The sequence below is a fragment of the Sedimenticola hydrogenitrophicus genome (assembly GCF_025175675.1).
Classification (GTDB): Bacteria; Pseudomonadota; Gammaproteobacteria; order Chromatiales; family Chromatiaceae; genus Sedimenticola; species Sedimenticola hydrogenitrophicus.
On the sequence record NZ_JANIOA010000003.1, the window covers coordinates 15862 to 39198 of the forward strand.

The window sequence follows — 23337 nt, forward strand, 5'->3', positions numbered from 1 at the left end:
GTTTGCTCAGGGGGGCGCAGAATCCAGCCGTGAATCCATAGCCATGAATCGTAGCAAAACCATCAAGATCGCCCTGATCCAGCACCCCTGCACCAGCAACCGGGATGACAATCTGGCCCTCATCAGTGAGCGGATACGCCAGGCCGCCACGGCGGGGGGTCAGCTGGTGTTGCTGCAGGAGTTGCACAACACCCCCTACTTCTGCCAGACGGAAGAGACCCGGCTGTTCGATCTGGCGGAGCCGATCCCCGGCCCCTCCACCGAACTGTTCAGCGCCCTGGCCGCGGAATTGGGCGTGGTGATCGTCAGCTCGCTGTTCGAGAAGCGCGCCGCCGGCCTCTATCACAATACCGCGGTGGTGTTCGATAGCGACGGACGCCTGGCCGGGCGCTACCGCAAGATGCACATCCCGGACGATCCCGGCTTCTACGAGAAATTCTACTTCACCCCCGGCGATCTGGGGTTCCGGCCGATCGATACCAGCCTCGGCAGATTGGGTGTGCTGGTGTGCTGGGATCAGTGGTACCCGGAGGCGGCCCGGCTGATGGCACTGGCCGGGGCCGAACTGCTGCTCTACCCCACCGCCATCGGCTGGGATCCGGGCGACAGCGAGGAGGAACAGCGGCGGCAACGGGATGCCTGGGTCACGGTGCAGCGGGGGCACGCTGTTGCCAACGGTCTGCCGGTGGCGGCCTGCAACCGGGTCGGCCATGAAGCGGACCCATCGGGCCACAGCCAGGGGATCCGCTTCTGGGGTAACTCGTTCATCTGTGGACCCCAGGGCGAGCTGCTCGGGGAGGCGGGCGTCGACGAGAATATCCTGCTGGTGGATGTCGATCTGCGGCGCAGTGAGTCGGTGCGCCGCATCTGGCCTTTTCTCAGGGATCGCCGGATCGACAGCTTCGCCGATCTGCGGCGGCGCTATATAGACAAAATAGACGAGATCGACGAGTAGGCCAGCCAGGGAGTGGCGGCAGCCCCCTACTCCGGGTCCTTGCCCTTGCCCTTCCCCAGGTCAAACGGCACCACGGTCGAGGTGGGGCGTTCATCCGCATAGTAGGGACGCTGTGCCGTAACACCCGCCTCCTCACCCAGCTCTTTTTCCCGCGCCGTAATCAGTCCCAGGCAGAGCCTCACATCCTGAATCGTTTCATCGGTCAGGGGGTGCCGCATCCCCGGCGGCGGCGTGGTGTCACGGATGACCGCGGTCAGCACCTTGCGCATCGCCTCGAGTATCGCCCGGTCTTTGCTGTTGTCGGTAGTGATAATCAGAACTCCTCTAGCTGACGTCGCCGCTCCATCATCTCATGCACCAGGGGGTTCAACAACAGCTCCATGGCGAACTCCATCTTGCCGCCAGGCACCACCAGGGAGTTGCGCCGTGACATGAAGGTACCCTCGATCCGTTTCAGCAGTATGGCGAAATCATGCTTCCTGGGTTCGCGGAAGCTGATCACCACCATGCTTTCGTCATTCCCCGGCACATCCCGGGCATCGAATGGGTTGGAGGTATCCACCAGGGGAATGCGCTGGAAGTTGATATCGGTATTCGAAAACTGTGGGGTGATGTAATGGACATAGTCGTGCAGCCGGTGCTGGATGGCGGCACGTACCGCATCCAGGGTGTAGCCGCGGTTCCTGATATCCGTATGAATCTTCTGAATCCACTCCAGATTGACAATGGGCGCGACGCCCAGAGTCAGATCCACATGCTGCAGTATATCGACACCAGGGCCGGCAAATGCGCCGTGCAGGCCCTGATAGACCAGCAGGTCCAGGTCCGGCGGCAGCGACGTCCAGGGGGTAAAGGTACCGGCCTCCTGTTGGTGCTGTTGCGCCTGTTCCTCGGTATGCAGGTAGTGTCTGTATTTGCCGGTGCCGTGGGATGAGAACTCCCTGAACAGGGATTCCAGCAGATCCAGCCGATTGCCCTCGGGGCTGAAGTGGCTCAGATAACGGCCATCGGCACAGGCCTCTTCGACCTGCCGTGCCATCTCGTCCCGTGCAAAGCGGTGAAACGCGCCGCCGTCCACGATCAGGTGGCTGATCTTCTCACGCCAGGCGATATGGCTGAACACATCGCTCACCCGGTTCGAACCAGAACCCGATGAACCGGTGATGACGATAATGGGATGTTTAGTAGACATTGCGAAACCGTAATACACAGCTGCGATTGATGCAATGCGCCATAGATTCAATTTTTCTTATGCACCAGACCGCCGCCACTTATGGATATCGCCCTGTTTTATCGATACTTTTCAGTTTGTGACCGATTATTGCAGACGCGCCAGTGTGGCCACCAACAGGTCCCAGAACCGCTGCACCGAGGGGATATGCATGCACTCATCCGGGGAATGCGGATAGCGGATGGTGGGGCCGAAGGAGATCATCTCGAGACCCGGATAGCGGCCGCCGATGATGCCGCACTCCAGGCCGGCGTGGATGGCGCCGATCTCGGCCGGGGTGTCGAAAATATCCTGGTAGGCATGGCGCATGGTCTGCAACAGCGACGAATCCGGATTGGGTTTCCAGCCGGGGTATTCCCCATCGATCGCGGTTTCCGCACCGATCAGCCGGAACAGCGAGCGGTGAACCGCGCACAGCGCGTCCCGGGCCGAGTCGATGGAACTGCGAATCAGGCTTTTGATCTCGATCGCACCATTTGCCACCTGCACAATGGCCAGGTTGGTCGAGGTCTCCACCAGCCCGGGCATGCTGTCGCTCATGCGCATGACCCCGTCGGGACAAGCCGTCAGGGCATCCAGCAGCCCCTGTTGAAGGGGGCGCGGCAGCACTGGTACGGGCGCCTCGCCATCCGCTAGCAGATCCATCGACAGCCCCGGCTCCGCGGCCGCCAGTTCCGACTTTATGCTCTGCGCATGCGACTCTATCAGCGCCCGCAGTTCGGCCGCGCGGGAGGCGGCAACATGGAACCTGGCGATCGCCTCGCGGGGTATGGCGTTGCGCATATTGCCGCCAATGAAGGAGCTGAGGCGGATTTCGCATGCCGAAGCCGCGGCCGACAGCAAGCGGGCCAGCAGTTTGTTGGCATTGCCTCTGCCGCGGTGAATATCCACCCCGGAGTGCCCCCCTCTGAGACCCCCGACCGAGAGTCGGTAGCCGATCCAGCCCGGCTCGATGGGCTCGGCGGTGTACTGCAGGTGCGCGCCGGCATTGGCGCCTCCGGCACAGCCGATACAGAGAACCCCCTCATCCTCCGAATCCATGTTCAGCAGTATTTTTCCCTGGAGCAGATCGGGCCGGACACCGAATGCACCGGACATGCCGTCCTCTTCGTTACTGGTGAACAACGCCTCAAGCGGGCCGTGCTTGAGTTGGCGCGACTCCAGCACTGCCAGGGCCGCCGCCACACCGATACCGTTATCCGCCCCCAGGGTTGTGCCGGTTGCCTTGACCCACTCCTGCTCAATGCGTACCCGGATCAGATCCCGGGTGAAATCGTGACGGATATCGGCATTGGCCTGCGGGACCATATCGAGATGACCTTGAAGGATCACGCCGGGCGCCGACTCCATGCCGGCCGAGGCCGGTTTTCTGATCAGGATATTGTCCGCCGGATCCCTGATGGTCTGCAGCCCCAGCCGCTCACCCACCTGCATGATATAGGCCTGTACCGCCGCCTCATGATGCGAAGGTCTGGGTATTTGGGTCAGCTGGTAAAAATGTCTCCAGACGGGCTGAGGCAGGAGTTGTGAAATGGCGTCATTCATGGGAGACAACGATCCAGGGGACGGGCCAGGATTGGCGGGATCATGGTATCCCCCGGCATTCCCGGGGGCAATCACCGTGCGCTCCGATTTCACCCCTCACACAGCGACTGGACCATCTATAGTTTAAGAAAATCAATGCCGGGTCACACTCAATGCCGTATCTCTCCAACTATCGTCGACTGATTAATCGAATCGACAACGTCCTCCGGCTTCCGCCCATCGACCGGATATTGCTGCCGCTCACCGATGCGGCCGAGGATATCAAGGATAATTTCGGTTTCGTGGTCCTGAGCGACGGCAGCACCGGCCCCTTTTATAGCTGCCTGGGCGACACCCTGGAATGGCTTCGCCAGAACGCGCACCACTCCATCGGGGAATCGCCTTCCGAAATCGCCCGCGGGCTGGACGGAATCGACCTGCCGCGCAGCGCCCTGGCGCTGGGAGCGTTCAATGCCCTCAGCCAGTACCTGCTGAAGCGTGCCGGTTTTGATCCGACCACCGCCGGCAAGCCGGACGACGCCGACCAGCCCGAGGGCCTGGTCGGAATAGTGGGGTTCTTCAGACCCCTGGTTGAACGCTATCTGGCCCGGGGCACGGAGGTCATCGTGATCGAGCAGCAGCCGGAACGGGTACCGCCGGATTTGGGGCTGGAGCTGTTCACCACACCACAGGCACTGGCCCGCTGCGACACCGTTCTGTGTACCGCGTCGACCCTGATCAACAACAGCATCGAGTCGATTGTTCAGGCCGCCGGCAATCCGGCGAAGATCCACCTGATCGGACCCAGCGCCAGCGGACTTCCCGATCTGCTGTTCGATCTGGGCATCCGCTCCAGCGGCGGGGTGATCATCGACCGGCCGCGCGATCTTGAACGCGCCATCGCCCAGGGCGACTCCTGGGGTGATTGCGGCCGCAAGTATCAGCTGACCCGGGAGAGTTATCCGGGACTCGATTCCCTGTTGCGAACGGCCTGCCGGGAGGCCGTGTGAGCGGCGTTAGCGCAACCCGCCCGTCCACTGGCAACAGGGCCATAGCGGCGAGTGCGGTGGCCATGCGCCAGCCGTTGTCAGCCCCCCTTACGCCAGACAGGTAACCGTACCATGACCACCAAACCATCCGTCGGCTATCACAGTATCGTGGCCCTCTACTCACCAACAGCGAGCGAACAAACGGCCGTGCTGCGGGCGGCCAATGTCGCCAGCAAGCTCCACAGCCAGGTCACGTTGGTCCATGTCGTCCCGGCCGGCAGCGCTGTCGAAGCGGAGGCCGCGACCATGGACCGGTTGCTGGCGGAGAATGCGGAGATCGCGGCGGCTAAAAGTACCCATGGTGATTTGCTGCAGCTCGCCCCTCAGGCAAACGCGGTGAATGGCGACCTGGTGGTGCTGGACAATGTCGGGTTCGCACAACTGCAGCCGCTGCTTCAGGCCGACGATGAAGCCATACCCGAACAGACCGAGTGCGACGTCCTGGTGGTGCACGCCAACCGCCCGCCCGTTGACTACCGGCATATCGTGGTTGCCGCCGACCTTGATGACCAGGGGCTGATGACCATCTACAAGGCCGTGCGCATGGCCAAACGCTACAATGCCCGACTAACCCTGCTGAACGTAGTGGACAATTTTACCGCGGGCAAGGATGAAGAGAACGCGGCGAAAAATCTCCGCATGCGAGGCCTGGAGGCGTTCACCTCGGTCATCGAGGGGCTGGAAGTGGAGCAAGAGGTGGTGGTGACCACGGGGCCGGTTGATCAGATGGTTTCCAACTACTCGGCCCGGCAGCAGGCCGGGCTGATCGTCATTGGATCGTACAAATTGCAGGGCCTCCACATCCTGCTGGGCACCACCGCGAAGCGCGTGATCGAAACCGCAAACTGCGATGTATTGGTGGTACACGAATAGCGGAGGGTGTTGTCAGCGAATTTTACACTGGGCCGTTCCTGAATCTCCGGTGAATAATTAACCAGTTGATATTAATGATTAATTGATGGATGGAATAATATTTGCCTAGTGCATGGGTATCGTCATGTGGGTGAATACGCCATGCACTACCGGGCTCCTTCGGTTCTTATATTTCTTCTGTTGACGCCACTCTTCTGCGCGGCAGAGACCCCGCGGCAAGCGGGCGACATGCGCCAACTGGCGCTACGTTATGAGCATGGCCGCGGGGTGGCACAGGACTACCAAAAGGCGTTCCGGCTCTACTGCCTGGCGGCCGACCGGGGGGACTCCGAGGCCTATTACGCGCTGGGCTGGATGCATTTCAATGGCCGCGGGATTGCGCAGGATCCGGCGGTGGCTGCCGGGTGGTTTGAAAAAGCCGCCGCGGCCGGCGATCCCATGGCGGCCAGGATGCTGACCCGGCTGTCCGGCGTAGCGCCCCGCCGGGACCCCCGGTGCGGTAGCCTGCCGCTGGAAGCACTGCCGGATCGACAGCAGATTGAACGCTGGGTGAGGGCCTGGGCACCGGCCTACGGTCTCGAAGCCGATCTGGTGCTGGCGGTGATCCGGGCCGAGTCCAATTTCAATCCACAAGCCCGCTCGCCCAAGGACGCCCGGGGGCTGATGCAACTGATCCCTGCCACTGCCCGGCGCTTCGGCGTAAGCGACGTCTGGGACCCCTCGCAGAACATGCACGGCGGCATGGCCTATCTGCAATGGCTGGTACGGCGCTTTGAAGGAGATGTCCCCCTGGTACTGGCCGCCTACAATGCCGGGGAAAACGCGGTGACGAGCTATCGCGGGGTACCGCCCTATCGAGAGACCCGGAACTATGTTAAACGCATCACCCGCAACTATCGCAAGGCGGTCCATCCGGTGATCGGCAACCCCGTCATCAGAATGATCAGCTACTAAGGGCCCGGTCATATATACTCGTAGCGTATGAACCCTGGCGTTATTACTGACAGGTAACAGCGAGGTGTAACGATGACTCAGGCACAGAAAAGGTCGGAACCTTTGCAGGAAAGACACTGCAGCGTCTGTAACCCGCAGACCCCGCCGCTGTCGGAGGCACAGTGCAGGGAGCTGTTGGCACGGCTCTCCCCGGAATGGCAACTGCTCGGTTCAACCCAGGCCATTGCCCGGGAGTTCCGCTTCAAGAACTTCTACCAGACCATCGCCTTTGTCAATGCCGTGGCCTGGATAGCCAATGGCGAGGACCACCATCCGGACCTGGAGGTCGGGTATAACCGCTGCAAGGTGAATTACAGTACCCACGCGATCAAGAATCTTTCGGAAAATGACTTCATTTGCGCGGCCAAGATTGATGCGCTGTTCCCGATGCTGGAACAGGAGGGTTAGCGGTAAGTATTGGTATCTTATTGAATTAGTACCATAATTTTCCACCTGAACCGATAGCGTGAGGGTTCTCCGGCACGGGCGACTGGCGGCATTCGTTAGTAATTGCTAATATTTCGCCAATATGACCCCGACGGTACTCCGCAGATGCCCCATACAGCCGTAGCCGAAAATCCGCTTGCAACACCTTTCAGTCTGGCGAATGAAGCGCTTTACCAGAGTTGGCGCTCCAGGAAACTGGCGGACTACCCCGCTTCCCTGGAGGCGCTGCTGGTACCGGTCAGGGATCCCCGCCAACTGACCCGCGCAGAGTTCGAGGCCATCAGCCAACGGGTGCGCAAGGCCAATATGGCCATCTATATCAGCGAGACCGGGAGTGATCCGGACCCCGAGATTCCGCTCTCGCTGGGACGCCAGTTCGGCGCCCGGCACCTGAACCACAATTGGCTTTCCGATGACACCGGCCTGACCTCGCTGAAAGTCGCCGCGGACGGGATCAGGCAGCAGTACATCCCCTACTCCAACCGCCCCATCAAATGGCACACGGACGGCTATTACAACCGCCCGGACGAGCAGATCCACTCGCTGATCCTGCACTGTGTGCAGAGCGCCGGCAGCGGCGGTGAAAATGCCCTGCTCGATCACGAGATCGCCTACATCCTGCTGCGAGACCAGGATCCCGCCTTCATCACGGCGCTGATGGGCCCGGCGGTGATGACCATCCCGCCGCGCCTGAACCAGGGCGAGGTGGCCCGGCAGGAGGAGATCGGTCCGGTCCTGTCGATCATGCCCTGTGGCAACCTGCACATGCGTTACACCATACGCACCCGGCATGTCATCTGGTCCGATGACCCGCTCACCCGCCGGGCACTGGATGCCCTGAGCGAGATCCTCGCCAGTGACTCACCCTATATCTTCCGCGGCCGGCTGGAGCCGGGCATGGGCCTGATCAGCAACAACATCCTGCATGACCGTACCGCGTTTCAGGATGATGAGCAGGGTGTGCGGCACCTCTACCGGGCGCGTTATTATGACCGGCTGCGGGATACCGGGATCGACCAGTACCGTTGATCAGCGTCCGTCGGGCCTGCCCCGATCAGGGACGGAACACCTCGGTGTCGGGATGAAAGGCATACCAGGCAAACCAGTAAGATTGGATCACCGGTATCTCTCCGCCTTGCGAATCGAAAAAGCGGGCACTCTGCGTGGCAGGATTGTAGCGTATGGTAAAGGCGCGGCCTGCAAACCGATCCCGGATCTCGCCTTCGGCACGACTCAGTTCGGCAACCGGGTAGGCCTTGAAGCGACCGTCAATCTCCAACCCGAAAACCAGCTCCTTGGGATGGTAGCGTGGGTCTTGCTGTTTGACCGGGAAGTAGATCCCCTCATCGGTTTCATAACCGGCGTAGGGGTCCCGGTCATAATTCCGGACATGCCCTGTGTCGCGTGACAGAACCAGCGTTTCGGGATGCTGCGCGCGCCACTCCGACCAGGTCGTCGTCATTAACGGCAGCACCTCCAGCCGGGTGCCATTCATTTCTCCGGTGACCGCGCGAGCCAGTAGTTGCGACCAGAGCGATTCCGTTTTCCGGTCATAGAGCAGCACGTCGCTGTTATAGAGCAGACCCGACACACCAAACTGCAAGGTCTCACCGGACACGCGCGCGGAAAAGGCCACACCACTGCCGCAAAGCGGGCAGTAGGTGATCGCCACGGGCTCATCGGCAAACCGGTCATTGACGATTTCGTGCCAGTTCATGATCGCAATGGGATAAGCCTTGGCAATGCCGTTCAGGTTCAGTCCGAGCACTCGCTCCTCAAGCCTGAGATCGGCCTTTCCGGCCCGCAGGAACCTGGGATGGTCGATTGCCGGAATGCCGTCTTTGGGTGGGCCGCCCGAATGGATCTCGCGCAACGGGATCGAGGCCTGATCCGCGGCAATCTCGAATCCGCCAATCCGCTCGGCAGTGGCGGAGAGCGGCACCAACAGGAAAATCATCAGTTTGAAGTTGAGGTACCGGCGTAACATCGGTGTGCCTCACAGATTGCGGGAGGAAGAGTTTAGGCCATTTCTGTCAAACGAAGTACCATGTTTTCCGGCATTGGCCTTATCCGGGTTCTGCCGGCGCATGCGCGGAGACCCTCATCAGATAGAGACCCCGTCACCGAGCGATTTATTGCAGCGATGTCCTGTTGGTGTCAATTACGCACCGTCAGCCACACTCCCAGCAGCATGATCAGCATACCGGCGATCTTGCGGAGATCGAGTTCCCGCACCTCGGCGCCGAGCAAACCAAAGTGATCCAACAGGGCGCCGACAATGAACTGGGCGGCAATGAGCAGCGTGAAGGCGGTGACCAGCCCGAGTCTCGGCACACTGAAGCCGATCGAGGCGACAATAATCAGACCGGCGGCGCCGGAGAGATAGGCGTACCAGGGTATGGTGTGCCATATCGACAAGTTACCGCCGCGCAGAAACAGCATCGTCAGGCCGATCAGCAGGCCGCCCCCGCCATAGGTGATGAACACGCTCTCCAGCGTCCCCATGCCGCGGTCGAGCAGTGCCATCAGCTGGGCCTGCAGTGCCACGGCAATACCTCCGATCACCGCAACGCCGGAGAGTAGCAGCAAATTAGATGACATCATCATCTCCTTGTCGATTGTTAGGCTCTGGGAATCGGTCAGGCGGTGCCGCCAGCCACGCTCAAAGCACCAGATCCGTGAGTTGCTGAAACAGCATAAGTATCGGTTGCAGGGTCCGGTCCGGCAGTGCGTGGGACTCGTCGCCGGCCGGTTTCAGATCGAGACAGTTATGTGCCAGCGCGTCGGCCTGACGCAGCAGCGCCAGCGGTGCGGATGCCGGTGCCGGGTTGTGGTGGCCGGCGATCAGCGTTATCAGCTCCTCCGGGAGCTGCCACGCCTTGAACAGCCGGGCCCCGACTTGCGCGTGACTGACTCCCAACAGCTCCACCTCCAGTTCGGCCCCTTCATCGCCACCGTTCCGGCGATGAATCACTTCCGCATACTCGATCGGCATCAGCTGCAGAAACAGTAACTTGCCGACATCGTGCAGCAACCCGGCAATGAACAGATCGCCGGCCGATCCCAGCCGCTGCTGTTCCGCCAGTATTCTGCAGGCGCAGGCGGTGAACAGGGTGTGCCGCCAGAAACTGTTCATGTCCAACAGATCGGGGCGGATGCCAAAAAACAGGCTTTTGACCTCGGTTGAAATCAACAGGGCCCAGAGGTCGAACGGCCCCACACGCAGGATGGCATCCTCCACCCGGGTGATCTGCCTCGCCGCACCGTAATACGCGGAGTTTCCCAGTTGAAGCCCCCGGGCGGTCAACCCCGGATCGGTCTCAAGCAGTTGGATGATACGTTCGATGCCGGCCGTCTCCGACTCGAGTTCTTTATAGACCTCAATCAGCACATGCGGCAGCGACGGCAATTTTGCGTGCTTGATCAACCAGCCCGGCAAGTCGGTTTCACGCTCCTTCTTCAACTTGGCGTTCGCCAGGTCACGGACATCCCGGGCCCCCTGGTCCCAGGCATCCACGGCATCCTGACAGAACGAGCAGATACCCAGCCGAGTGGATTCATCCTGGCGCAGCCAGTGCATACCCTGATCAATGGAAGAGGCGATGAATCGATGGGTTCTGCCGCAGTTGATACAGATCATGCCGCCCTCCTCCGGCGATGGTGCTGTGTTAAACCATGAATAAAAAACCGGTGGTTCAACTTATCGGCCCATAGCATACAAGCAGCCGCAGTATAAACACAGACCTTTGGCTTCGCTATGAGGGCTGCGTGCCGAGGGGTTGGAATCAGGCCGGGCATACAGGCGTCAGGATAGCGTAACTCCTTGGGAGGCAGGCGTCCCTGGCGGGATGGAGTCAGCCGGAAACGGGGCGCCTGCGGGCGCCCGGTAACGGTCCGTTGTCGTCGTTCAGCGGCCCATGCCGAACGGGATGGCGATCATCACATATTCATGGCCGCCATAGTTGAAGCTCTTCCAGGGTTCGTCATCCCGCAAGGCCGCCTTGACCAGGGTGATCGCCTGCTGGTGGCGGGGATCACAGATCTCGCCCTGTTCATCCACCAGGTAGGCCTCAAAGTGCATGGGACAGGTGTTGACATGGAGGGTCGCCAGCAGCTGGCTCGGTATCCCGGTCTCATCGCCATCGAGAAAATCGACCGGCTCCCAGCAATCATCGGGAATCTGGATGGCGGCATCATCCATCTCGCTGGACGCATCGTTCTGTGCAATGGGAAGGGGAGAGATAAAGGTAGAGGCCTCATTTACGACTGAAAAACTCATACGTGCAGACATATCACAATGCTCCATAGTATTCGCCTTTGATCACGGCCAGCTTCAGCACCCGGACAAAACGGCACACAGGCGTAAACGGCCGACACATCTCATCTTACTGTTTTTATTATAAAATATTTGTATTAAGCGTAATATCAGCTTAGATACTTCATTCCGTTGTGTTCTGCTATCATAACAACTCATTTCTCTGCTTTCTGTCATTCAGATGACATTTGGAGCCATGGAATCCCTGGAACAGTTTCTTGGCGCGAGCCCCTGGATGGCGAGCCTGACGCCCGCCCAACAGCAGTTGGTCAGGGGCACGCTGTATGAGAAGCACTACGATGCGGGGGATATCGTCTGCCGTAAAGGATCCCCCTCTGAAGAGTGGGTCGGGATTATTGAAGGCCTGGCCAAGATCTCCTGTGAATCCCACACCGGCAAACAGATCTCCTTTATCACCGGCATCCCGTCCGGCAGCTGGTTTGGCGAAGGCTCGCTGCTGAAACGAGAGCCGCGGCGCTACGACATTGTCGCGTTACGCAAATCCCGTATCGCCTTCATGCCGGCACGGACATTTTTCACCCTGCTGGAAGAGAGCATCGGCTTCAACCGTTTCCTGCTCACCCATTTCAACGAGCGCCTCGGCCAGTTTATCGGCTATATGGAGTATGACCGTTTCCTGTCGCCGGAAGCGCGGGTCGCCCGCTCCCTCGCCTCCATGTTCAACCATGAGCTCTATCCCGGCATGCATTACAAGCTGGAAATCTCCCAGGAGGAGCTGGGCAATCTCTCCGGCATCTCCCGCCAGCGGGTCAATCAGGCGCTGCATGTGCTGCAGTCGGAGAAGATCGTCGACGTGAAGTACGGTGCCATCACTGTACTGGATATCGATGCGTTAAAATCCTTTGAGGCGTAAGGGCACTCCTCATAATACCGCGGCCAGCTCCGCGCCATCACGAATCGCCCGTTTCGCATCCAGCTCACCCGCCAGTTTGGCGCCGCCGATCAGGTGTGCGCTTACGCCCTGCTCCCGCAACGCCTCATAAAGCCCCGTTCGCGACTCCTGACCGGCGCAGATGATGACATTATCCACCTCCAGCAACCGCAGCCTGTCATCGACCAGGAGATGCAACCCCTGATCGTCGATCCGCTCATACTGAACCCCCGCCCACAGCTCCACCTGGCGGTGCTTCAGGGTGGTGCGGTGGATCCAGCCGGTGGTCTTGCCCAGGCCGGCACCGGGTTTGCTCGCCTTGCGTTGCAGCAGATAGATCTTTCTCCCCGGCACTATCGCCTTCCGTTGTACCCCGGCAACGCCGCCTCTGGCGGCCAGGCTCTTGTCTATGCCCCATTCGCCGAGAAACGCATCGACCACCTCCTCCGGGGGCGTCGCCGTCTCCGCGTGCGTGAGGTACTCGGCGACATCAAAGCCGATCCCCCCGGCGCCGACGATGGCCACCCGCTCACCGACCGGTTTACGCTCGCGCAGCACATCGATATAGCTCAGCACCTTGGGGTGGGAGATCCCGCGGATTGTCGGGGTCCGGGGCAGGACGCCGGTGGCGATCACCACCTCGTCATAGGCGGCGGCCAGTAGTTCCTCCACGTTCACCTTCCGCCCGGCGTGCAGGGTCACCCCGGTCAGCTCGATCTGACGAGTGAAATAACGCAGGGTCTCGTCGAACTCGGCCTTGCCGGGGATGCGCCGGGCCATATTGAACTGACCGCCAATCCGACTATCGGCCTCGAACAGGTGCACCTCGTGACCGCGGCCGGCGGCCAGGGTCGAACAGGCCAGACCGGCCGGCCCCGCCCCCACCACGGCGATGCGTTTGCGCCGCTCGGTGGGGGGATAGTTGAGTTCGGTTTCGTAGCAGGCCCTGGGGTTGACCAGACAGGTGGCCCGCTGATGGGAGAAGATATGATCGAGGCAGGCCTGGTTACAGGCGATGCAGGTGTTGATCTCATCGGCCCGGCCCTGCGCCGCCTTATGCACGAACGCGGGATCGGCCAGCATCGGACGGGCCATCGAGACCATGTCGGCGTCGCCCCGCGCAATCACCGCTTCCGCCACCTCCGGGGTGTTGATCCGGTTGGTAGTGATCAACGGGATCCCCACCTCGCCCTTGAGGCGTCCGGTGACCCAGGTGAAGCCCGCGCGGGGGACCATGGTAGCGATGGTCGGGATACGTGCCTCATGCCAGCCGATGCCGGTATTGATCAGGCTGGCGCCGGCCGCCTCGATCGCCCGGGCCAGGGTGACCACCTCCTCCCAGCTGCTGCCCTGTTCAATCAGATCCAGCATCGACAGCCGGAATATGATGATGAACTCCCGGCCCACCGCGGCCCGGATGCGTTTTACCACCTCCACCGGCAGGCGCATGCGATTCGGATAAGCGCCGCCCCAGGCATCGTCGCGCCGATTGGTATGGGTGACCAGGAATTCGTTCAGAAAGTATCCCTCGGAGCCCATCACCTCCACGCCGTCGTAGCCGGCGCGCTGTGCCAGGCGGGCACAACGGACGAACCCGTCGAGCTGTTTGCGTATCCGCCGGGCCGAGAGTGCGCGGGGTTTGAATGGGGTGATGGGTGACTTCAGCGCCGAAGGCGCCACATTGATCGGCGTGTAGCCATAGCGGCCGGCATGCAGGATCTGCAGGCAGATCCTGCCCCCCTCCCGGTGCACCGCGTCGGTCACCAGCCGGTGGCGGCCGAGTTCAAGCCGATTGGTCAGTTTGGAGGCGAACGGCGACAGCCAGCCGGCCCGGGTCGGGGCAAAGCCGCCGGTCACCATCAGTCCGACGCCGCCCCGCGCCCGCTCGGCAAAGTAGGCCGCCAACTTGGGGAAATCCGTCTTTTTATCCTCCAGTCCGGTATGCATGGAGCCCATCAGGACGCGGTTTTTCAGGGTGATGAATCCGAGGTCGAGCGGTTCAAGCAGATGGGGATAAGGGGTTGTCATGATCAGGGTTGTAACCTTGCTTGGCGGAAAGAAACAGTGCAGTAACTACTCACGGGGTGATTGGCCCGCCTTGCCGGCCTCACACGATGGCTTATCTCCTCGAATCCGGCCCCATTTTCAGCGCCTGCCCAAACTCGCTTCGCTCAAACAAGGGCAGGCTTGAATCTGAAAAAGGGACCGGATTCGAGGCGCCATCAAGATCGGCCAACAAGGCAGGTCAATCACTTACAGACCGGGCGAGTAGTTACACTGTGCAAAGAATTGCATCCTTGGCCGCGCTGTGCAATTGTCACTTATGACAATTTACTGGCTATTAATGCCATGATGGCTGCCCGATGAAAAAAATCACCCTGTACTGCTTTGATTATGCCTTCTCCTCCGTAATCACCGGGGTACTGGATCTGTTCAGCCTGGTCGGGGTTACCTGGAACAGGATTCAGGAAACCACTTCAGCGCCGTGCTTTCAGGTGCAACTGGCATCCCAGGATGGTCATGCGGTTCGCTGTCTGAATCACCTCTCGCTGCAGCCGGATGCCGCCATCACGGCAATAAGCGAGAGCGATATCATATTCATCCCGCCCATCGGCGCCAATATCGACAGGACGCTGGAAAACAATGCCGCGGCCATCACCTGGCTGCGGGAGATGCACGGTAACGGTAGCCAGATTGTCAGCAGCTGCACCGGCAGTTTTCTGTTGGCTGAAACCGGCCTGCTGGATGGTAAGCGGGCGACCACCCACTGGGGCTATGTGGAGCGCTTCCGCGAGCGTTACCCGCGGGTAAGACTCAGGCCGGAACAGCTCATTACCAATGAGATCGATCTGTTGTGCGCCGGGGGCGGCAGCGCCTGGCTGGATCTCTCCCTGTTTCTCGTTGAGCAGCACTTCGGGCATGACGTTGCGGTGCAGACCGCCAAGGCGCTGGTAATCGAGAGGAAGCAACACTCCCAGGCGCCGTACACCACCAGCCAGGGCCAGAAGTACCACCAGGATGCAGCGGTCCTCGCCGCCCAGCAGTGGATGGAGGCTCACCTGGCGGAGAAGATCAGTATCGATCGGCTGGGTGAACGCTTTGGCATGAGTTCCCGGACCTTCAAGCGACGGTTCAAGCAGGCGACGGGGGATACGCCCCTCGCCTACCTTCAGTCACTGCGGATAGAGGCGGCGAAAAAAATCCTGGAATCCAGCCGGATGCCGATTGAACGGGTTACCCAGAATGTGGGTTATGAAGACAGCAGTTCATTTATGAAGTTGTTCAAGCGTAAAACCGGCATTTCACCCCAACATTACCGTAACGCTTTCAGTCACCAACAACGGAGATAGACTTTCCGGTCCGCAACAGCGTGTAGATCTTCTTCAGGGTCTGATCAACGAATGGGTACCGGTTGGGTGTAATAATGCGTACGTTCCCGTTGTCCAGCCGCTTGACCAGCTCATCCGTGGAGAGGATAAAGGCCTTGGAGCCGAAGCGATCAATGAACATGTGATTATTGGTTATCGGGCTAAACCAGGACTTCTTCACGCGCAGTAGTTTACCATCCAGCGCGGTGATTTCGAACCAGGTGCCGATACCGGTTTGTTGCACCTGCACCCGGCACGCCGCTAATCTTTTCGAGTGCGCGGTGTTGAGCGCCGTTTTTTCAGCATGAACCCTGGCAAGCGTGTCGGAACGGACGGCCACCTTCTCAACGGCTGCGGTCACCCTCCCCTGCAGCAGTCCCTGGACTGCCTCACGCAGGGCAACATATTCCGAAGGATTGTTGTCGCCGAGAAAATTGAGCCCCGACTCGATATTTTTCCTCAATCCCGGCCAGGCATGCTTCAGCCACTCCGCCGTACGGGCATCCGCATAGGCGTTATTCAGTTTGATGATACTGTTGATCACCATCAGGACAGTTCGCCACTGCCTTTGTTGTTCTATCTTCTGATCCCGCAACAGCAGCAGGGTCATGTAGTTTTTCCAGACCGATGAGAGAAAGCCCCAGAGCACCGGCTGGAACCGCACCCCGGCACATTGTTGTCGCAACACCGCATCGGCGCGCAATCGGGAGTACTCCAGCCGGTCCTTGCCCTGGGTGGCCTCCCTGGTCCGCTCCTCGAGTATTTTTGTTTTATGTTCCAGTGCCCGCAGGTGATCGAGGAATGCGTCATGGAACTTTTCAAATATTGAAACGTCATCCTTGAAATCACCCATGATGGTCTGAATCATGTCGCGCATGGTGTGATAAATACCCGCATCGAGATTATTTTCATCGACCCAGCGGCGACCGCCATTCACCACCAGATTCAGCAGTTTTCTGGCGATATGTTCAGGATTGGACAGGAACTTCTGATCAAGAATAGCCACTTTCAGGTAAGGCGTGTGCAGGTGACAAATAAGCGCCTTGGTGATACTGGCCAGATCCTGATCGTCAAGCACATGTTCGAACAGCATGCCGACCAGTTCTATCGTGTCCAGATCGGCCGTCGGGATGGTATTGGTATCCAGCCGCCTGTAGATTACCTCCCGTTCATTGGCAATCCGCTTTTGCAGGTTTGCAATCGTTACCGCGTTGCGATCGGCCGCCGTCGCCGCAGCCGCCGTGGCGGTTGCATACACGCCCATGTCCAAATGTCTGGGCGTATCAAGCTGGTTAATCGCCCGTACCAGATCCGGCTTGCTTCTGAGCTGCGCCAGGTTGCCGTCCGGACGATATTCCGGATGGTTTTTAAAGCGTGGATCGGCTTTGAGCCGCTCCGTCAATAGCGAAAGTATTGACTGGAATACCTCCGCCCCGATGGCAAAATCCTCATTGGTCAACGGCGCGCTACGTTCAGCCGGCAAAAACTCCGTGAGGGTTGATTCCCCCGCTTTTTCGTCGGTCGATGTCTGCCCGCGTCGTTTCTCTGTTTTGCCCGGGATCAGGGTAACCATGGGCGCCAGATGCGGGTAGATTCCGGCCTCGGAAAACAGGTGGTTGATCTCCACGTATAATGCACCGACATTCCCCAGTACGCGCTTATCGAACAGGACGTAGAGAATGAGCAACAGTTTATGTTCCAGGGCAAAATCGGCGGCGACGTTCTGGAAGGTTATCGCGAGATGGTCTGGGCTGGCGGGAATATCGGGTCGGGCGAGTTTCCTGCCCTGGCGGATAACCGCCAGACGCTGGCCAAGCTGATAGAGCGACTGGTAGTGTAAATTTTTCGATTTCTCTATCATCGCCTGGATGGCGATGTGCACCTCCAGGTCATTATCATCAACAATGCCTATCTGACCGGCACTATCCGTCTCTATAATCGGTTTGGGATAATGAATCGGCTGGCCGTTGATAAACTCCCCGAAACCAGTTGTCAGGGCGTGCAAGTAGTTGCGCGTGATGACCCCGCTCAAGTTACGTATGTGACTGATGGCGTCAAAAAAGCGTGTCTGGGCATTATCCGTCTCCGCCTTGCTGGCGAAATCGATCATCGTGGGTTCGACCTCGGAAAACATCCGCGCAAGACTGTTCTTCAGGTGATCCCGCGTCGCCGATTCGTAGACGGTCACCAGCTGGCGGTACTTCGGCAAAACATCTGCTGACGCTCTATTCATGCCATATCACGCGCCACCCTACCTTTCGTATCTGCAGGGAGGAATTGTGCAAAAACATACATGGGTGACGGCTCAGTCACCCGGCGGGACGATGACTATCTTCACAAGCCGCTGCATGTGTCGTGCGCTTGCCCTATTGTCGGCCGGGATTTTCAGCACTGGATAAACCCCGCGTCCTTCAACATAAAGGCGGCTTTTGGCAATTTTTTTTTTTCGAGATAGGCGGCGACGGCGTTAGCGCGCTTGAATGAGAGTTCCAGATTATAATAGCGGTTCCCGCTGTTATCCGCATAGCCGATGATCCGGGCCGTATCCTCGGTGTGTTGTTCCAACCACTCCACCACTTCGGACAACTGGTCGGCATACTCCTCTCCAACGGCAATGCTGTTGCTGCTGAAGAAAACCTGTTGCTCCGGTCGCTGTCCGCTGGCCTGTTCAGCCGGGGGGCGGACCGTCTCCCGGGCGCGCTGATCGGAGCGTAATCGGTCGCTGTCGCGCGTGCGCGGGGTCTCATCGCGCTTCTTCGGCAAAGCGTACGAGGTCGGTATCGTCTCCGGGCTGACCGCACCGTTGATGGAGCCCTCATCAGTAATGGAGTCCACTGCTACCAGGGAGGCCGGCTGATCCGCGGGTGGTGGCGGAACACTGTCGACGGGGAGCGGGTCACCCGCCGTGGGCGCTCCCTCCATAACGGGCTGTTCCTCCGTGTCCGCAATCCGTTCAGTGGCTTGTGTGCGCGGAATCGATGGCTCCTCCGGGACGACTTTCCCGGGTTCCACAGGGGCCGGCGCAACGGGGATAAGTGGCACCTGGGTATCGGCCATCGTATCCGGATTCGGTGGTACGGAATTGTCTGGATTCGTAGCCGAATCCACTATGGCAGGGGCGGAAATAACACTTAGCTCAATATCCGGCACCGTTTTTTTTTGTTCATTGACAACCCTGTCGTCTAGCGGTGTGTCGCGTTCGGTCTGACCGACAAGGGTGCGTGCGGGCAACGGCGGAGCCGTCTCCCGCACGCTCTCCGCGGGTAGCGTCGCCCCTTCCTGCCTGGTAAGGTCCGTCGCCTCTTTATCCTGCGCGTTGTTATTGTTGGTGTTGATATTCGCCGGTTTTCGGTCCGGAGTGAGCGCCGCCACCAGTTCACTCCGGCTGGATATGGAGCCGCCGATTTTCTGTTCAATTCTTTCTATACTGTCTTGAATTATCGGCGGACGAACCACGTACAGCGTTATCGATACCGCAACGAGTATGAACAGAAACAGCAGCGTTATACCCAGTAAACTCCGCCTTCTGCCGGCGGCACCGCGGGGATAGGTGTCGACCTGATATTCGTTGTAATAGTGAGTCCTTGGGTCGGCAGTCATTTTATCACGCTGCGCCTTGGCGAACCGGTCACCATAACCTTGTTCGGTAACCACTGCTTCAACGGGTTGGCGGATAGGTATCGGCTCTGAAGGCAGGTCCAGGGCATCGGTGAGCGAGAAATAATTTTCCTGAATCACATCCTCGTCGGGGTCTTCTGTCAGCTCGGGAGAATGCCCCCCTTCCAGATCGGTATGTTCCTCAAGCGAGCAGATATGGGGGATCTCACCGTCGCGCGGTTGTTGGCGGGATGGCGCCGATGGCGGTACGGTAGCGACCGGGACTTCCCCGGCAGCCCGATCTGCCATGGCCACATCAGCTTCGGTCCGCCCAATCGCAGGCGCGGTTGGCGAATTATTATCCGTACCCGGATACAGGTCCGACTCCTCATCATCCATCAGCGATGGCAGCTCCGCTTTAAAGCCGGCCGGTGCCAACTGCTCGTGCTGCAACTCTTCCACCACGGTTCTTACATCGGCGGCACGGATACGATGTTTTTCCTCCACGCAACCGTGGAGCAAGAAACGGCTGCATATAAGATTAATTCTTCTCGGTACGCCCTTACTGAACTGGAACACGAGCGGGTAGACACCCTCATCGATCGTCGGATTATCCCTCCAGCCGACACGATCCAGGCGGTGCCTGATGTAGGCCTTGGTGTCCGGCTCATTTAGTGAATCAAGATGACAAGCAGCCACCAGACGCTGGTGAACCTGCTCCATACTCGGTTTCTGAATCAGGTCACGCAGATTTTCCTGGCCTATAAGAAAGATCTGCAGCAACGGCTGATTGTTCAGTTGCAGGTTGGTTAATAGCCGGAGTTCTTCGAGTGCTGAAGCAGCGAGGTCCTGTGCTTCATCAATAATCAGCAGTGCCCGGGTGCCCTCTTCATGAAAACGTCGAAGTCGCACAGAGAGACCCTGAAGCACAACCGCCTTGTTCGGCGCATCGATGTCAAGTCCGAAATTACATGCCACAAGCCGTAGCAGATCATCCGCCTCAAGTTGTGTGCTGACGATGGTAGCCACCACGATCTTGGATTGTGACAATCCATCAACCAGGTCATTTACCAGCGTGGTCTTACCGGTCCCGGGTTTACCTGTCACCATCACAAAGCCTTCCGCCCTGTGGATGGCATACTGCATATATGCCTTGGCCTTGGCATAACTTTTATGGCTGAAACAGAACCGATGATCCGGACTCAGCCTGAACGGTTCGGCTTTCAGATTGTAGAAAGACTCATACATAAGACACGATCAATCCTTTGTCAGGCATACGCCATCGCGTTGTTGAATCATTATTTTCCCCGACCGCTTCGTTCTATTGTTGCAGATCCCAATCGGGAAGCGATAAGACCGGTGACTCTCCATAAATCGGCTGCCGCCACAGGATCCCCTATTCCACTCAACAACACAACAGGATCAATTCACGGCATGGAAAAATGTGATCAAATTACAGATAATCAGTATGTTACCTTATATATATACAATAGTACATTAGGGTGATATTTATCATACCGGCTAAATCCGGGCACATAAATTATGAAGGACGTTCGAATAAGAAATAGCTTCCAATGTGAACAACTGCAGACTCCAGGATTTAGCGTATTAACCTGTAGGGGCAGTTACTGCTATAACGTCCTGTGAACCACACGGCACGAATACATTGCTGTGTAAACAGGATAGCAGACCCGTAAAAGAGTGCATGCCTGGGGTATAATCAACAGGCGAGTCAACTGCTACGCTCAGCGGACCCGTGTGAAATAAATTTCGCCAGGGAAGCAACTAACCAGGGTATCAGAAAGCGGAAAAGGGCTGGCCGGTATCAACAACAAGGATGGCAGACATTGCCATAAACATAACCATGTATGAAAAGTTCTATCATCTGGAAGCGGACCCCTTCCGCCTCAGTCCAAACACAAAACCCATCTATAGGCACGCCAGTTACATCCAGGCAAAAACCTACATGCTCTATGCATTGCGTCGCGGCGAGGGCATTGTACTAGTCACCGGGAGGCCAGGAACGGGTAAGACGGCCTTGCTGAGAGACTTCACCAACTCGGTCAAGGATGAGCATATCGTCACGGCAGACCTGGTCTCCACCCAATTGCAATCTGCTGACCTGATCAGGATGATCGCTTTCAGCTTCGGCGTCGACTCACTGATCAGCGATGAGTCGAAAATTATAGATGAACTGGGGGCCCGGCTTTTGGGGATGCGCGACGCCGGCCGACGTCTCCTGTTGCTCATCGATGAGGCGCAAAATCTGGAGAATGAAGCTCTGCGCAAGATAGAGCGGCTGATGGAGCTTAGGTGGCAATCGGAACCGCTGATACAGATTTTTCTTATTGGCAGAGAGCCGTTGCGTGAATTGGTACTCGCGGAAACCCTTAAGCGGCTTTATCAACAGGTTAATGCCGTGCTCTGCCTCGAACCGCTTGATGAACGCGGCACGGGTGAATATATCCGACACAGACTAATCCAGGTTGGCTGGGATAACGACCCACAATTGGCGGATGATATCTTCCCGGTCATTCACACCTACAGCCACGGTATCCCGCGCCTGATCAATCTCATCTGCAGTCAGATGCTTCTGTTTGGGATGACGGAAGGTCTGCATTCCATCGGCCCGGACGAGATCAATTCGGTTCTGGAGCAGATGATCAGCGATCAGATGTTACCCTCGCCATTGCCGCATATCGCCGTGTGACCGGATTGGATCAGAGTCTCCAGAGCTCGATCCCGGCATTGGCGAATGCGCTTCTGTCCAGCTTGGATTTCACATCCATTACTACCGCACCTTGATGCATGATTGCTGCAAAGTCCGCTACCGAGAGCGACTGATACTGACTATGGCCTACCGCCAGCACCACTGCCTGGGCCTGCGGCAACTGATCCCAACTATGTAACTGGACGCCATACTCGTGGACCGCCTCCTCCGGGTCGGCCATGGGGTCGGTCACGTATACATCGACGTTGTAGCTTTTCAGTTCATCGATAATATCCACAACCCGGGAGTTTCTCAGGTCCGGACAGTTTTCCTTGAATGTCAGACCGAGAATCACCACCTTGGCGCCATTTACCGAATGACCGGCACGGATCATCCGCTTCACCGTCTGCTCGGCAATATACTTGCCCATGCCGTCGTTGGTTTTACGGCCGGCAAGGATCACCTGGGGGTGATAGCCAACCGCCTCTGCCTTGTAGGTCAGGTAATAGGGGTCAACCCCGATGCAGTGCCCCCCGACCAGGCCTGGGCGGAATGGCAGAAAATTCCATTTCGTACCGGCGGCCTCAAGCACATCAACGGTATCAATATCCATTTTGTGGAAAATCATCGCCAGTTCGTTCATCAAGGCAATATTCAGGTCACGCTGGGTGTTCTCGATAACCTTGGCCGCCTCAGCGACCTTGATCGTGGAGGCGCGGCATACGCCCGCCGTGACAACGCTTTCATAGAGTTCGGCGACCAGTTCCCGGGTAATCGGTGTATCTCCGGAGACCACCTTGACAATGGTCTCAAGCCGATTTTCCTTATCCCCGGGATTGATCCGTTCGGGAGAGTATCCAATATAGAATCCGCTATGGCGATCACCACCGTCGGTTCCGTCACGGCCGGCCCACTGCATACCGGATATTTGCTCGATAATCGGTACGCAGACCTCTTCGGTGCAGCCCGGATAGACCGTTGATTCAAATACCACAGTGGCCCCGGGCTTGAGATAGGCAGCCAGCGTTTGGCAAGCCCCGATAACCGGGCTCAGGTCGGGTTTTCTGGCATGATCGATCGGGGTCGGTACTGCCACCACAATGATTGACGCCTCGACAAGGCGTGATGGATCACTGGTATATTCGAGGTAGGAGGCAACGGCCAGATCTTCCGGCTCGACTTCGCCGCTGGGATCGGATCCGTTCCGATAATTGGTCAGCTTTCGCTCATCCAGATCATAACCGATCGTATCGCGCTTCTTACCAAACGCCACTGCCAGCGGTAAACCGACATAGCCAAGCCCCACGACTGCAATTTTGTCCATCATCATTCCTGATATTTATTGAGCCCGTTACAGCGGGCCGGTCATTATGGCGACCTGAG

General features: G+C 58.5%; 20 protein-coding genes. 9 read left to right on the plus strand and 11 right to left on the minus strand.

Annotation, left to right across the window (positions count from 1 at the left end; translation table 11 throughout):
* Positions 1-43: 43 nt before the first annotated feature.
* Complete coding sequence (locus NPX02_RS02885) at positions 44-955, plus strand: carbon-nitrogen hydrolase (RefSeq protein ID WP_260291691.1); 912 nt, start codon at positions 44-46, stop codon at positions 953-955.
* A 26-nt stretch (positions 956-981) separates the two neighbouring features.
* On the opposite strand, the gene NPX02_RS02890 is transcribed toward NPX02_RS02885, so the two are convergent.
* The 3 genes from NPX02_RS02890 to NPX02_RS02900 all read right to left on the minus strand — a co-directional run bounded on the left by NPX02_RS02890 (position 982) and on the right by NPX02_RS02900 (position 3731).
* A complete protein-coding gene (locus NPX02_RS02890; RefSeq protein ID WP_260291693.1) occupies positions 982-1224 on the minus strand; it encodes a segregation and condensation protein A in 243 nt (80 codons plus the stop codon).
* A 44-nt stretch (positions 1225-1268) separates the two neighbouring features.
* Positions 1269-2147: a phosphoribulokinase gene (locus NPX02_RS02895; protein ID WP_260291695.1), complete on the minus strand. Its 879-nt coding sequence runs from the start codon at positions 2145-2147 to the stop codon at positions 1269-1271.
* Positions 2148-2273: 126 nt separating this feature from the next.
* Positions 2274-3731, minus strand: coding sequence for an aminoacyl-histidine dipeptidase (locus NPX02_RS02900; protein ID WP_260291696.1), 1458 nt, complete (start codon positions 3729-3731; stop codon positions 2274-2276).
* Positions 3732-3883: 152 nt separating this feature from the next.
* On the opposite strand from NPX02_RS02900, the gene NPX02_RS02905 reads away from it, so the two are divergent.
* From NPX02_RS02905 to NPX02_RS02925, 5 genes are all read left to right on the plus strand, one after another.
* Positions 3884-4720 carry a Rossmann-like domain-containing protein gene (locus tag NPX02_RS02905; protein WP_260291697.1) on the plus strand — a complete coding sequence of 279 codons (837 nt, stop codon included), beginning with the start codon at positions 3884-3886 and terminating at the stop codon, positions 4718-4720.
* Between the two features lie 111 nt (positions 4721-4831).
* Complete coding sequence (locus NPX02_RS02910; RefSeq protein WP_260291698.1) at positions 4832-5632, plus strand: universal stress protein; 801 nt, start codon at positions 4832-4834, stop codon at positions 5630-5632.
* Positions 5633-5740: 108 nt separating this feature from the next.
* Positions 5741-6586 carry a transglycosylase SLT domain-containing protein gene (locus NPX02_RS02915; RefSeq protein ID WP_260291699.1) on the plus strand — a complete coding sequence of 282 codons (846 nt, stop codon included), beginning with the start codon at positions 5741-5743 and terminating at the stop codon, positions 6584-6586.
* A gap of 72 nt (positions 6587-6658) precedes the next feature.
* On the plus strand, positions 6659-7033 hold the full coding sequence (locus NPX02_RS02920; protein WP_418067313.1) for a 4a-hydroxytetrahydrobiopterin dehydratase: 375 nt from the start codon (positions 6659-6661) through the stop codon (positions 7031-7033).
* A 144-nt stretch (positions 7034-7177) separates the two neighbouring features.
* Positions 7178-8101 carry a TauD/TfdA family dioxygenase gene (locus NPX02_RS02925; protein WP_260291701.1) on the plus strand — a complete coding sequence of 308 codons (924 nt, stop codon included), beginning with the start codon at positions 7178-7180 and terminating at the stop codon, positions 8099-8101.
* A 25-nt stretch (positions 8102-8126) separates the two neighbouring features.
* On the opposite strand, the gene NPX02_RS02930 is transcribed toward NPX02_RS02925, so the two are convergent.
* The 4 genes from NPX02_RS02930 to NPX02_RS02945 all read right to left on the minus strand — a co-directional run bounded on the left by NPX02_RS02930 (position 8127) and on the right by NPX02_RS02945 (position 11363).
* Positions 8127-9059, minus strand: a complete 933-nt coding sequence (locus NPX02_RS02930; RefSeq protein WP_260291702.1) for a DUF3179 domain-containing protein — start codon at positions 9057-9059, stop codon at positions 8127-8129.
* Positions 9060-9229: 170 nt separating this feature from the next.
* Entirely contained in the window at positions 9230-9673 is a 444-nt protein-coding gene (locus NPX02_RS02935) for a DMT family transporter (RefSeq protein WP_260291704.1), read from the minus strand.
* A gap of 61 nt (positions 9674-9734) precedes the next feature.
* The gene (locus NPX02_RS02940) at positions 9735-10712 is read right to left on the minus strand and encodes an HDOD domain-containing protein (protein ID WP_260291705.1); all 978 of its coding nucleotides are present in this window, start codon (positions 10710-10712) and stop codon (positions 9735-9737) included.
* 267 nt (positions 10713-10979) lie between these two features.
* The gene (locus NPX02_RS02945; protein WP_260291706.1) at positions 10980-11363 is read right to left on the minus strand and encodes a hypothetical protein; all 384 of its coding nucleotides are present in this window, start codon (positions 11361-11363) and stop codon (positions 10980-10982) included.
* Positions 11364-11583: 220 nt separating this feature from the next.
* On the opposite strand from NPX02_RS02945, the gene NPX02_RS02950 reads away from it, so the two are divergent.
* Complete coding sequence (locus NPX02_RS02950) at positions 11584-12261, plus strand: Crp/Fnr family transcriptional regulator (protein ID WP_260291707.1); 678 nt, start codon at positions 11584-11586, stop codon at positions 12259-12261.
* 9 nt (positions 12262-12270) lie between these two features.
* Here NPX02_RS02950 and NPX02_RS02955 read toward each other — a convergent pair whose 3' ends face one another.
* The gene (locus tag NPX02_RS02955; RefSeq protein WP_260291708.1) at positions 12271-14307 is read right to left on the minus strand and encodes an NADPH-dependent 2,4-dienoyl-CoA reductase; all 2037 of its coding nucleotides are present in this window, start codon (positions 14305-14307) and stop codon (positions 12271-12273) included.
* Between the two features lie 335 nt (positions 14308-14642).
* Here NPX02_RS02955 and NPX02_RS02960 point away from each other — a divergent pair, with 335 nt between their 5' ends.
* Positions 14643-15629 carry a GlxA family transcriptional regulator gene (locus tag NPX02_RS02960; RefSeq protein ID WP_260291709.1) on the plus strand — a complete coding sequence of 329 codons (987 nt, stop codon included), beginning with the start codon at positions 14643-14645 and terminating at the stop codon, positions 15627-15629.
* Here NPX02_RS02960 and NPX02_RS02965 read toward each other — a convergent pair.
* Complete coding sequence (locus tag NPX02_RS02965; protein ID WP_260291710.1) at positions 15607-17880, minus strand: DUF1631 domain-containing protein; 2274 nt, start codon at positions 17878-17880, stop codon at positions 15607-15609. The two genes, NPX02_RS02960 and NPX02_RS02965, sit on opposite strands and share 23 nt — an antisense overlap.
* A gap of 152 nt (positions 17881-18032) precedes the next feature.
* Positions 18033-20492, minus strand: a complete 2460-nt coding sequence (locus NPX02_RS02970) for an AAA family ATPase (RefSeq protein ID WP_260291711.1) — start codon at positions 20490-20492, stop codon at positions 18033-18035.
* Positions 20493-21108: 616 nt separating this feature from the next.
* On the opposite strand from NPX02_RS02970, the gene NPX02_RS02975 reads away from it, so the two are divergent.
* Complete coding sequence (locus NPX02_RS02975; protein ID WP_260291712.1) at positions 21109-21954, plus strand: ExeA family protein; 846 nt, start codon at positions 21109-21111, stop codon at positions 21952-21954.
* Positions 21955-21964: 10 nt separating this feature from the next.
* On the opposite strand, the gene NPX02_RS02980 is transcribed toward NPX02_RS02975, so the two are convergent.
* A complete protein-coding gene (locus tag NPX02_RS02980) occupies positions 21965-23281 on the minus strand; it encodes a nucleotide sugar dehydrogenase (protein ID WP_418067314.1) in 1317 nt (438 codons plus the stop codon).
* Between the last annotated feature and the right edge of the window lie 56 nt (positions 23282-23337).